Annotated in this window: 8 protein-coding genes; 5 read left to right on the top strand and 3 right to left on the bottom strand. The window is 66.4% G+C overall.

Annotation, left to right across the window (positions count from 1 at the left end):
- Positions 1 to 4: 4 nt before the first annotated feature.
- On the bottom strand, positions 5 to 400 hold the full coding sequence (locus M3I56_RS01895; protein WP_158758619.1) for an acyl-CoA thioesterase: 396 nt from the start codon (positions 398 to 400) through the stop codon (positions 5 to 7).
- A 297-nt stretch (positions 401 to 697) separates the two neighbouring features.
- On the opposite strand from M3I56_RS01895, the gene M3I56_RS01890 reads away from it, so the two are divergent.
- Positions 698 to 2,602, top strand: coding sequence for an ABC transporter ATP-binding protein/permease (locus M3I56_RS01890; protein ID WP_254352302.1), 1,905 nt, complete (start codon positions 698 to 700; stop codon positions 2,600 to 2,602).
- 47 nt (positions 2,603 to 2,649) lie between these two features.
- Here the strand turns inward: M3I56_RS01890 and murU are convergent, their stop codons facing one another.
- Positions 2,650 to 3,360, bottom strand: a complete 711-nt coding sequence (murU, locus tag M3I56_RS01885; protein WP_254352346.1) for an N-acetylmuramate alpha-1-phosphate uridylyltransferase MurU — start codon at positions 3,358 to 3,360, stop codon at positions 2,650 to 2,652.
- A gap of 62 nt (positions 3,361 to 3,422) precedes the next feature.
- Entirely contained in the window at positions 3,423 to 4,496 is a 1,074-nt protein-coding gene (locus tag M3I56_RS01880; protein WP_375541659.1) for an aminoglycoside phosphotransferase family protein, read from the bottom strand.
- Positions 4,497 to 4,743: 247 nt separating this feature from the next.
- Here M3I56_RS01880 and M3I56_RS01875 point away from each other — a divergent pair, with 247 nt between their 5' ends.
- From M3I56_RS01875 to rsmA, 4 genes are all read left to right on the top strand, one after another.
- Positions 4,744 to 7,128 (top strand): LPS-assembly protein LptD, encoded by a 2,385-nt coding sequence (locus tag M3I56_RS01875; RefSeq protein ID WP_254352301.1) that lies wholly within the window; start codon positions 4,744 to 4,746, stop codon positions 7,126 to 7,128.
- Between the two features lie 101 nt (positions 7,129 to 7,229).
- The gene (locus tag M3I56_RS01870) at positions 7,230 to 8,597 is read left to right on the top strand and encodes a peptidylprolyl isomerase (RefSeq protein ID WP_254352299.1); all 1,368 of its coding nucleotides are present in this window, start codon (positions 7,230 to 7,232) and stop codon (positions 8,595 to 8,597) included.
- A gap of 21 nt (positions 8,598 to 8,618) precedes the next feature.
- Entirely contained in the window at positions 8,619 to 9,641 is a 1,023-nt protein-coding gene (pdxA, locus tag M3I56_RS01865) for a 4-hydroxythreonine-4-phosphate dehydrogenase PdxA (protein ID WP_254352298.1), read from the top strand.
- A gap of 15 nt (positions 9,642 to 9,656) precedes the next feature.
- Positions 9,657 to 10,484, top strand: coding sequence for a 16S rRNA (adenine(1518)-N(6)/adenine(1519)-N(6))-dimethyltransferase RsmA (gene rsmA, locus M3I56_RS01860; protein WP_254352296.1), 828 nt, complete (start codon positions 9,657 to 9,659; stop codon positions 10,482 to 10,484).
- Positions 10,485 to 10,510 lie beyond the last annotated feature (26 nt).

Genomic DNA, 10,510 nt, shown 5'->3' with positions numbered 1-10,510 from the left:
CTGGTTATTCGATCGGCGGCAACTGACGCGGACGGCGGTCCGTGCCGGTCGCGACATAGGTGAGCGTGGCTTCCGTCACCTTGACGACTTCCTCCTGGAGGCGCATACGCTGCGCGTACACCTCGACCTCGACGGTCACCGAGGTGTTGCCGGTCTTGACGATATCGGCGTAGAAGCTCAGCAGATCGCCCACGAACACCGGTTGCTTGAACACGAACGAGTTCACCGCGACGGTCGCGACGCGTCCGTTGGCGCGGCGGCTTGCCGGAATCGAGCCGGCAATGTCGACCTGCGCCATGATCCAGCCGCCGAAGACGTCGCCGTGAACGTTGGCGTCCGAAGGCTGTGGCACGACGCGCAGCGCAGGCGATTTTTGGGGGAGCGGGAAGGAGTCGGTCATCGGGCGTCCATGAAAAGGGATCGAACGGCGCAAGGCTTTGCGGCGCAGGCCTCGCGCCGGCGTGGGGCGCTCAGCGGCGTGCGCCGCCTTCTGCGACAATACGTCGATCAGGAATTGTACGGGAAAGCATAAGGCGCGGCGGGCGGGTCGATTAGAGCCCTCCACCTTCGCGAAACCCGTCGCCAGGAACCTCACATCCGCCCCACATGACTCGCCGTGCCGTTTCGCCGCGCCAGCTTCCGGTTCCCGAACCGGACTTGGCGCGCCGCCTGGCACAGGCATCACGCCGCTCGCCCCATGCGCCGCTTTCCCGCTTCCAACGAACCCCCGCTGCCCGCCACCGGGCCGCGCAACGACTGGCAGACGATCGTTTCGCTGCTGCCTTACCTCACCGCTTACCGTTGGCGCGTGGGGTTCGCGCTCACCTGCCTGATCGGTGCGAAGGTGGCCAACCTCGGCGTGCCGATCGTGATGAAGCACATCGTCGACGGTCTCGCCTCGGTGCGCCATCTCACGGCGCTCGGTCGCGCGGAGCACGCGCCCGGCATCGTGCTCGCGGGCGGCATCGGACTGCTCGTGGTGGCGTACGCCGTCGTGCGTCTGTCGACGTCGCTGTTCACCGAGCTGCGCGAAATCCTGTTTTCGAAGGTGACCGAGAGCGCCGTGCGCCAGCTCGCGCTCAAGGTGTTCCGCCATCTGCATGCGCTCTCGCTGCGCTTTCACCTCGAACGGCAGACGGGCGGCATGTCGCGCGACATCGAGCGCGGCACGCGCGGCATCACGCAGCTCATTTCGTACTCGCTCTACAGCATCCTGCCGACGCTCGTGGAAGTGGGCCTCGTCCTTGGCTTCTTCGTGGTGAAGTACGAGGCGTACTACGCGATCGTCACGCTCATCGCGCTCGTGGCGTACATCGTGTTCACGGTGAAGGTGACGGAGTGGCGCACGCATTACCGCCGCACGATGAACGAACTCGATTCGCGCGCCAACGCACGCGCAATCGATTCGCTCATCAACTACGAGACCGTGAAGTACTTCGGCAACGAAGAATGGGAGACGAAGCGCTACGACGAAAACCTGCACCGCTACCGGCAGGCCGCGATCAAGTCGCAGCACTCGCTTTCCGCGCTCAACTTCGGGCAGCAGGCGATCATCGGCACCGGGCTCGTGTTCATCCTCTGGCGCGCCACGCAGGGCGTGATGGCGGGGCGGCTCACGCTCGGCGACCTCGTGCTCATCAATACCTTCATGCTGCAGCTCTATATTCCGCTGAATTTTCTCGGCGTGGTGTATCGGGAGCTCAAGCAGAGCCTCACCGACATGGACCGCATGTTCACGCTGCTCACCGTCGAGCGCGAAGTGGCCGACGTGCCCGGCGCGCAGGCGCTTGCGGTGCGCGGCGCCGAGGTGCGCTTTTCGCACGTGAACTTCGCGTACGAGCCGTCGCGCCAGATTCTGCACGATCTGAGTTTCACCATTGCGGCGGGCACGACCACGGCCGTGGTGGGACATAGCGGCTCGGGCAAGTCCACGCTCGCGCGGCTCTTGTTCCGCTTCTACGATCTCGATCGAGCGAGCGGGGGGGCGATTACGATCGACGGCCAGGATATCCGCGATGTGACGCAGGATTCGCTGCGCGCCTCGATCGGCATCGTGCCGCAGGACACGGTGCTGTTCAACGACTCGATCTACTACAACATCGCCTATGGCCGGCCCACGGCGAGCCGCGAGGAAGTGATCGCGGCGGCGCGCGCGGCGCACATTCATGCGTTCATCGAGAGCCTGCCCAAGGGCTACGACACGTCCGTGGGCGAGCGCGGCCTCAAGCTTTCGGGCGGCGAGAAGCAGCGCGTGGCGATCGCGCGCACGTTGCTCAAGAATCCGCCCATTTTGCTGTTCGACGAGGCGACGTCAGCGCTCGATTCGCGTTCGGAGCGCGCCATCCAGCACGAGCTCGACCAGATCGCGCGCGAGCGCACGACGCTCGTGATCGCGCACCGGCTCTCGACCGTCGTGCACGCGCAGCAGATCATCGTGATGGATCACGGGCGCATCGTCGAGCGCGGCACGCATGCGCAATTGCTGCTTGCCGGCGGACACTATGCGCAGATGTGGGCGCTTCAGCAGCAGAAGGCGGCTGAGGCGCCCCAGTCCCAGTCACAACAGGGGCAGGTGGAGTTGCCGGCGGCGGGTGGAAACTGAAGAGGCGCGCCGCGCCGGCATTGGCATGGCGCGTCGCGTCGCGGGTTTCAGCCGGGGTGCGCGTCGGTCGAATTGCGCAGCGCGGCGTCGAGCGCTTCGAGTTGTGCGGGTGTGCCGACGTTTTCCCATATGCCTTCGTATAGCTCGCCGCTCACGCGCCCTTGCGCAATCGCCTCGCGATAGTACGGCGTGAGCGCGCGCTTCGTGCCGGGCGCGAGGTCGCGGAACATGCGCGTGTCATAGAGGCCGATATTGCCGAACGTGTAGCGCGGCGCGCCTTCGAGCGCTAGCCGGCCGTCGACGCCCAGCGCGAAGTCGCCCTTCGGGTGGAACGGCGGGTTCGGCACCATCACGAGATGCATGCCCGGCTGCGCCTGCGCCGCGAGCGCTTGCGCGTGCGTCTTCAGGCGCGCGAAATCGTAGGCGCTGTAGACGTCGCCGCTCACCGCGAGGAACACCTCGGGCGTGCCCATCAACTCGATGAGCGGCAGCGCCTGAGCAATTCCTCCCGCCGTTTCGAGCGCGTCGTGCTCGGGCGAATAGTGGAGCGTCACGCCAAAGCGCGCGCCGTCGCCGAGCGCGGCCTCGATCTGTGCGCCAAGCCATGCGTGATTGATGACGATGCGCGTGTAGCCCGCCGCGGCGAGCCGCTCGATCTGCCACTCTACGAGCGGTTTGCCGCCCACGGTGAGGAGCGGCTTCGGGCAGGCGTCGGTGAGCGGGCGCATGCGTTCGCCGCGTCCGGCTGCGAAGATCATGGCGGTGCGGCCGTGGCCCGCCTTGGCCGGCGTGTGATTCGATTGGGTCATGACGGCCCGCTTCAGAAGGTGTAAGCGACTTCGACGGCGCTGCCCTGCAGCTCGTCGATGAGCCGTGCGAACGGCGCGAGCGGGCGGTAGCGGTGCGCGACCTTGCTCGCGTAGGCGAGAAAGCGCGGCAGGTCGGCCATGTAATGCGGTTTGGCGTCGCGATAGTTGATGCGGCAGAACAGGCCGAGCACCTTGATGTGGCGCTGCAGGCCCATCCACTCGAGCTGGCGGTAGAACTCGCCGAAGTCGGCATCGACAGGCAGTCCCGCCTTCTTGGCGCGCTCCCAGTAGTGCGCGAAGCAGTCGAGCTCGAACTCCTCGTCCCAGCTCAGGAACGCGTCGCGCAGCAGCGAGACGACGTCGTAGGTGATCGGGCCGTACACGGCGTCCTGGAAGTCGAGCACGCCGGGGTTGGGCGTGGCGATCATCAGGTTGCGGGGCATGAAATCGCGCAGCATGAAGCTTTGCGGCTGCGCGCGGGCGCTCGCCACGAGCAGGGCGAAGGTGCGATCGAGCACGCCGCGCGTGGCTTCGTCGACCTTGCGGCCCAGATGGCGCTCCAGATACCACTCGGGCATCAACTCCATCTCGCGGCGCATGAAGGCTTCGTCGAAGTCCGGCAGCACGCCAGGCCGTGAGCTGAGCTGCCAACGGATCAGCGCGTCGATCGCGTCGCGCATCAGCTCGCGCGAGCGCGCACCGGGGCCGGCTTCCTGCAGCGCTTTCAGGTAGGGCGCCGTGCCGAGATCGGTCACGAGCATGAAGCCCGCGTCGAAATCGGCTTCGAGCACGCGCGGCACGTGGACGCCGGCCGCCTCGAGCCACTGCGCGATCTGGGCGAATTCGCGGCTCTTTTCGGGCGGCGGGGCGTCGACGGCGATCAGCGTCGCGCCGTGCGCGCCCGCGCTCGCGAGGCGGAAATAGCGCCGAAAGCTCGCGTCGGCCGAGGCCGGGGCGAGCGTTGCGAGGTCGAGGGCGTACTTGCCGACGTGGCTGCCGAGCCAGGCGGCGAGCAGGTCGCGGCGATTGTCGGTCGGAGAGGCGCCAGAGGAAGCGGCGGGAGAATGCGCGGCGGAAAAGGTCATGAAAGCCAGAGGCAAAATCAGTGGATCAACGTCTTGCCATATAATACCCCACGACTTTTTTGACGCGACTCGCGCCAAAGCCCGCATGACGGTTCGCTCGCCGCATTCATCGTCGCTCCAGGGGGACGATGAATTGTAATTAATTGTTTGCAGCCCGGCCTCGATCCGGTTCATCGGGAGGCGGGTGCCCAGGCGGGCCACCATCATGCAGAGGGCAGGCGGCCGGGCCGATTCGCCAAAACCATACATGCCGCCCAGACAGCTTTTCCAGACGATCTCCCTTAGTGACGACGGCGTGCCGGGCAAGCGGCGGCTCATCGCGGCACTCCTGGCCGTACCGGGTCTGGTGCCCGCGCTCGCGCACGCCCAGCTCTCGGGCGCGGCCGCGCAGCCCGAGCAGCTGGACGGCCCGTGGAGCCTGCGGATTGCACCGCAACTCGAAGATCACCCCAATGCGTCGGGCCAGCACCCGGCGACGTTCGTGCTCGGCGATTCGACGACCGGCACGGTGGACACCGACCTCGCCGTCAAAGGCGCCTCGGAGCTGCGCCAGGGTTCGAACGTGGTGAAGGGCGACGCCCTGCACTACGACCAGGACACCGACATGGCCAATGCCTACGGCAATGTCACGGTCGTGCAGAACGGCACGACGTTCTCGGGGCCCGAGGCGCATTTGAAGGTCGAGGCGAACGAGGGCTTCATGCCCGCGCCGAAGTACCATTTCACGCTCACGGGCGGCTCGGGCAGCGCCGCGCGCGCCGACCTGCTGGACAGCGAGCGCTCGGTGCTCACGACCGGTACCTATACGGCGTGCCACTGCTCGACCAATCCGGCGTGGTACATCAAGGGCAGCGAGTTCGATTTCGACACCGGCAGCGACGAAGGCGTCGCGCACAATGCCGTGCTGTTCTTCCAGGACGTGCCGATCTTTGCGAGCCCGTGGCTGTCGTTTCCGCTTTCGGGTGACCGTCGCAGCGGCCTGCTGCCGCCGACGTTCTCGGTCAGCTCGACGAACGGCTACGAAATCTCGCTGCCGTATTACTTCAACATCGCGCCGAACCGCGACTTCACGTTCACGCCCGAGATCATCTCGAAGCGCGGCGTGTTCCTGCAGGGCAACTACCGGTATCTCTCGACGAATTACTCGGGTTCGATCACCGGGACCTTCCTGCCCGACGACGCGATCACGAAGACGAACCGCTACGCGCTGTTCATCCAGCACAACCAGAACTTTGGCAACGGGTTCGGCGGTTACGTCTACTACAACAAGGTCTCGGACAACACCTATCCGTCGGACCTGTCGTCGCCGGCCAACCAGTTCCTGAACGGCACGCAGACGCTGTACCAGCAGGAAGCCGGCCTCACGTACAACAACGGGCCGTGGTCGGTGCTGGGCCGCTACCAGCACTGGCAGACGGTCGAGTCGTCGACGCCGCCCTATGGCCGTGAGCCGCAGTTGAACGTGAAGTACGCGAAGTACAACGTCGGCGGCTTCGACTACGGCATGGAAGCCGACTATTCGCGCTTCCGCATTACGGAAGACAATGCGACCCAAGGCGACCGCGTCGTCTTCAACCCGTACCTGTCGTACTCCCTGATGGGGCCGGGTTACTTCGTCACGCCGAAGGTTCAGTGGCACTTCGCGTCGTACAACCTGAGCAACATCGGCCCGGCGGGCACGACCTTCGGCTCGCCGGTCGGCACGCCGAAGAGCTTCACGGAATCGATCCCGACCTTCAGCTTCGACACGGGCCTCGTGTTCGACCGCTCGGTCCACCTGTTCGGTCAGGATTACATCCAGACGCTGGAACCGCGCCTGTACTACGTGTACACGCCGTACCGCAACCAGCAGTTCGCGCCCCTTTTCGATACCGCAGAGTCGGACTTCGGCCTCGCGGAAATCTTCACGCCGAACACCTTCGTCGGTAACGACCGCATTGCCGACGCGAACCGCCTTACGGCCGCGCTTACCACGCGCTTCATCGACCCGGCTTCGGGCGACGAGCGCGCGCGCTTCGTGATCGCGCAGCAGTACTACTTCCAGGATCAGCGCGTCACGCTCAACTCGGGCGAGAGCACGAGTCAGGCAACGCATTCGGACCTGATTGCGGGCGCGGCCCTGAAAATCGGGGCCGGTTTCGCTTCGGAAACGGCGTTCCAATATAATGCCGACAGCAACCAGCTCACCAAGGCGAGCATCGGTTTCGGGTACAGCCCGGGAACGAGCCGCGTGCTGAACGTGGCCTACCGCTACACGCGCGCGAACACCACGCTCGACTTCCAGCCGATCAATCAGGTTCTGATCTCGGCTCAATGGCCGTTCTCGCACCGGGTGTACGCCGTGGGCCGCTTCAACTACGATCTGAACGGCCATCGGATCGTCGACGGCCTGGTCGGCATGCAGTACGACGCCGACTGCTGGGTGCTCGGGGTCGGCCTGCAGCGTTACGCGAACGGGCTCAATACGTCGGGCACGCCGAATTCGTCAACGCGGTTTCTCGCGCAGCTTACGCTCAAGGGACTGTCGAACGTCGACAACGGGCTGGTGGCGGCGTTCAGGACCGCAGTGCCGGGGTACACGCAGCTGCCGGCTCAGTCGCCGCCGGATTCGCGCTTCACTGATTATCAATAACGCGTGATCCGGAGCGCCTTGCTTGCGCGAGGCGCCTCGGGGCAACGCGGTGTCGGTTGCATAGAGACGGGCGAAGCGTGCCCGCCAACATTGGAGTATCTGTGGGAATCATGAAAAAGCTTCGCCTGGCAGCGTACGCTGCGAGTCTCTTCGCCGTCGCAGGCGTGTTGCCGGCCGCGCCGGCGCAAGCTCAAGGTCTCCCGGCTGGCAACGGCCAGACGGTCGACACGATCGCCGCAGTCGTCAATGACGGCGTGATCACGCAGCGCGAGCTCGACAGCCGCGCCGAAATGATTGCTCACCGGCTGCAGCAGCAAAATGCGCCGGTTCCGCCCGAGGAGCAGTTGCGCGCGCAGGTGCTCAACCAGATGGTGCTCGAGCGCATTCAGCTCCAGAAGGCCAAGGAAGACGGCATCACCGTCGACGACGCCGGCGTGCAGCGCACGCTCGAGCGCCTCGCCCAGGCCAACGGCATGGATCTCGCCACCTATCGCGCGCGCATCGAGGCGGCTGGCGTGCCCTGGACCACCTTCATGCGCGACGCGCGCACCGAGCTCACGCTCTCGAAGCTGCGCGAGAAGGAGGTGGACAGCAAGGTCACGGTGACCGACGCCGAAGTCGCGAACTACATCGCGAGCCAGCGCGGACCGAACGCGGGCCAGTCGAGCGACCTGCATTTCCAGCACATCTTCATCAAGGCGCCGCTGAACGCCTCGGAAACCGACATCGAAGCCGCGCAGGCGAAGGCCAATGCGCTGCTCAAGGAGGCCCAGTCGGGTAGCAAATTCGAGAGCCTTGCGAAGTCGAACTCGCAGGCGAGCGACGCGGGCAAGGGCGGCGACATGGGCTTCCTGCCGCAGTCGAAGCTGCCGCCCGAATTCGTGACCGCCGCTTCCACGCTGCGTCCGGGCGAGGTGAACCCCTCGGTGATCCGCACCAGCGACGGCTTCGAGATCGTGCGCCTCGTCGAGCGCCGCCAGGGCCAGGGCACGGCCGCCGACGCGCCCAAGCTCGTGCAAACGCACGTGCGCCACATCCTGCTGCGTGTGGGCGACGGCATGTCCGAGCCCCAGGCGCGCCAGAAGTTGCTCGAAATCCGCCAGGAAATCGGGGCGGGCGGCGACTTCGCCAAATTTGCTCGCACCTACTCGCAGGACGGCTCGGCTTCGCAGGGCGGCGACCTCGGCTGGATCAGCCCGGGCGAGACCGTGCCTGAATTCGAGCGCGCCATGAATACGCTGCAGGACGGCCAGTTAAGCGAGCCCGTACGCACCGAGTACGGCTACCACCTGATCCAGGTGCTGGGCCGCCGCGACGCCGAAGGCTCGATCGCGCAACAAATGGAACTCGCGCGCCAGGCCATCGGCCAGCGCAAGGCGGAGCAGGCCTACGCCGACTGGCTGCGCCAGCTGCGCGACAGCGCCTACGTCGATTACAAGATCGCGGGCATGACGCCGCCGCACAACTGAGAGTCACACAGGGATCGAGCCATGAACGCCTCCGCATCGTCGTCGCCGGCTCCGCGGAGGGCGGGGCCGATCCGCATTGCCATCACCACGGGTGAACCGGCCGGTGTCGGCCCCGAGCTGACTGCCGCCGCGATGGCGGGCGCCTCGGCGCACTGGCCCGACGCGCAGTTCGTCGTGCTCGGCGACAGCGCGCTGCTCGAAGCGCGCGCGCAGGCCGTGAGCGTCGACTGGGCCGCCGTGCTGGCGAACCAGCCCGTGCAGGTCGAGCATGTGGCGCTGGCCACGCCTGCCAAGCCCGGCAAACTCGACCCCGCGAACGGCCGCTATGTGCTGGCGCTGCTCGACCGCGCCATCGACGGCGCGCTGGCCGGCGAATTCGACGCGATCGTCACCGCTCCGCTGCAAAAGAGCACCATCAACGACGCCGGCGTGCCGTTCACCGGCCACACCGAATACCTCGCCGAACGCACGCACACGCCGCGCGTGGTCATGATGCTGGCGGGCACCGGCGCGCGTCCGTTGCGCGTGGCGCTCGCCACGACGCATCTGCCGCTCAAGGACGTGTCGGCGGCGCTCACCGTCGAGGGGCTCGTCGAAACCCTCGGCATCATCGACCACGACCTGCGCCATCATTTCGGCGTGCCGCTGCCGCGCATCCTGGTGACCGGCCTCAACCCGCATGCGGGCGAGAATGGCTACCTGGGGCGCGAGGAGATCGACACGATCTCGCCGGCGCTGGCCGCCGCTGCCGCGCAAGGCATCGACGCGCGCGGCCCGTACCCGGCCGACACGCTGTTCCAGCCGCGCTACCTCAAGGACGCGGACTGCGTGCTGGCTATGTTCCACGATCAGGGCCTGCCGGTCCTGAAATACGCGACGTTCGGCGAAGGCATCAACGTCACGCTCGGCTTGCCGATCGTGCGCACCTCGGTCGATCATGGCACCGCACTCGACCTCGCCGGCACTGGCCGCGCGGACGCGGGCAGCCTGATCGCCGCCCTCGACACCGCCGTTTCGATGGCGCGCCACCGGCGCGCCATCTGATTGATTCCAGAGAAGATGTCCAACAGCAGCAGACAGCATCAGGGCCATTTCGCGCGCAAGCGCTTCGGCCAGAACTTCCTCGTCGACACAGGCGTGATCGATTCGATCGTCGACGTCATCCGCCCGCTGCGCGGCGAGCGCATGGTCGAGATCGGGCCGGGTCTCGGCGCGCTCACCGAGCCGCTCATCGAGCGTCTCGCCACGCCCGAATCGCCGCTGCACGCGGTCGAGCTGGACCGCGACCTGATCGCGCGCCTCACGAAGAAGTTCGGCCCGCTGCTCGAACTCCATGCGGGCGACGCGCTCGCGTTCGACTTCGGCTCGCTCGCGGCGCCGGGCGAGAAGCCCTCGCTGCGCATTGTCGGCAACCTGCCGTACAACATTTCGAGCCCGCTGCTGTTTCATCTCACCAGCTTCGCCGAACGCGTGATCGACCAGCACTTCATGCTGCAGAACGAAGTGGTCGAGCGCATGGTGGCGGAGCCCGGTAGCAAGGCGTTCGGCCGTCTCACGGTGATGCTCCAGTACCGCTACGTGATCGACAAGCTGATCGACGTGCCGCCCGAGTCGTTCCAGCCGCCGCCGAAGGTGGATTCCGCGATCGTGCGCATGATTCCCTACGCGCCGCACGAACTGCCGAAGGTCAACGACGCCGTGCTTGGCGAACTCGTGACGGCGGCCTTCTCGCAGCGCCGCAAGATGCTGCGCAATACGCTCAGCGACTACCGCGAGCGCCTCGATTTCGACGCGCTAGGCTTCGATCTGGCGCGCCGTGCCGAGGAAGTGCCCGTTGAGGAATACGTGAGTCTCGCGCAGGCGCTGGAAGGGGCTGGCGGCGCTTGATGTGCGCGTGGTGCGCCGCCTCGCCG

The sequence above is a fragment of the Paraburkholderia sp. CNPSo 3281 genome, from assembly GCF_024206515.1.
Taxonomy (GTDB): Bacteria; Pseudomonadota; Gammaproteobacteria; order Burkholderiales; family Burkholderiaceae; genus Paraburkholderia; species Paraburkholderia nodosa.
The sequence above is the reverse complement of the archived record's forward strand: the minus strand, read 5'-3'. Positions and strand labels throughout refer to the sequence as shown.